The organism is Ensifer sp. SSB1, from assembly GCF_016652895.1.
Lineage (GTDB): Bacteria > Pseudomonadota > Alphaproteobacteria > Rhizobiales > Rhizobiaceae > Ensifer.
Window position 1 is genome coordinate 1 of sequence record NZ_JAEPRP010000366.1, and the last position, 1,403, is coordinate 1,403.

The following is a 1,403-nucleotide window of genomic DNA, read 5'->3' on the forward strand; positions in this document are numbered from 1 at the left end:
TCGAACGCTCGACCACATTGGAGTCCACTTCGATCCGGCCATCCTCCAGGAAGGCCGCCAGTCCGCTCCAGTGGTTGAGCGTGTAGGTGACGGCCTTGCCAAGCGCCGATTTCGCCGACACCTCGTCGCGCAGCTCGGTGAGATGGACGTTCAGTTCTCTCATGACTGGAGTTGTCTCGCGACGCCGTACTACGAGCCGGGTATCGGCATTTTCGCCGCGCAGTTTCGCTTCGATGCGATAGATCTTGGCCATCCTGGCAAGGATCGACAGCGCCTCCGAGGAGCCGGTGAGCTTGACGACATCGACGAACTTGCGCCGGGCATGGGCAAGGCAGAAGGCCAGCCGCATGGGCGCGACATTACTCTTCCCCCGGCGCTTGGCCATGGTTTTATAGGCTTGGTACCCATCAACTTGAAGCACGCCGGTAAACGACGACAATTGCCCCTCGACTTCGCGAGCGCCGCGGCTTTCGGCAAAGATATAGGCAACCGCCGGCGGCGCCGGACCATTCCATGGGCGATCGTCGATCGCTTGCGCCCATAACTGGCAGACCTTGGTTCGTTTCCGCCCCGGATCAAGCCGCGGCAGCGGCGTCTCATCACAAAATACCCTCGGCTGCGAGCGGATGAAGGCACGCAGCGCATCATAGAGAAGTTCAAGCCACCAGGCGACCCGCGTCACCCAGGCGCCGAGCGTGCCGCGATCGATGATCACGCCGCAGGAGGCAAGCATCTGCGCCTGGCGATGCAGCGGCAGGTGCCAGGCAAACTTTGAGACGGCGACATGGGCGGCAAAGGCCGTAGTCACCATGCCGCCATCCATTACGCGCGGCGGCGCGGGCGCCTGCACAATGACGCTTTCGCAGGCTCGGCATGCGTAGCGCGGCCGGATCGTCCGTTTAACCCGGACGACCGCCGGCACGATGTCGAGCGCTTCGCTGACATCCTTGCCGATGCAATGAAGCTCGAACGAGCAGCACGGGCAAACCTTGCTCTCCGGCTCGATGACCTCGTCATACCGGGGAAGGTGCTTGGGTAAACGGCCGATATTGCGGGACGGCGATCGCCGTGCCTGCGTTGTCCCCTCGGTGACGGGCGCAACATCGTCATTGGCAGCTTCGGGAATGTCGCTGAGATCGCCAAGATCGAGCGTCGCCTGCGTCGGGTCGATCATCGTCATCTTCACCGACTTCACCCCAAAGAGCTGTTGCTCCAGGAAGGCAACGCGCGCTTTGAGATCGGCATTCTCTTCGTCGAGCGAGAGAATGATCCGGGTCAATTGCGCAGCATCCTGAGGCAAGGGGGGGTCGAAGCGGCATGACAGACCTTACCACATGAGCCTGAATCTGCAAACAAATCCAATAGGATCAGCCCGCTTTTGAGGGCCTCCTCACCGCGTTTCG

At 61.7% G+C, this 1,403-nt stretch carries 1 pseudogene; it reads right to left on the minus strand.

The window, feature by feature from the left end:
• A pseudogene (locus tag I8N66_RS37365) lies at positions 1 to 1,319 on the minus strand (IS66 family transposase); the annotation flags it as partial.
• Positions 1,320 to 1,403 lie beyond the last annotated feature (84 nt).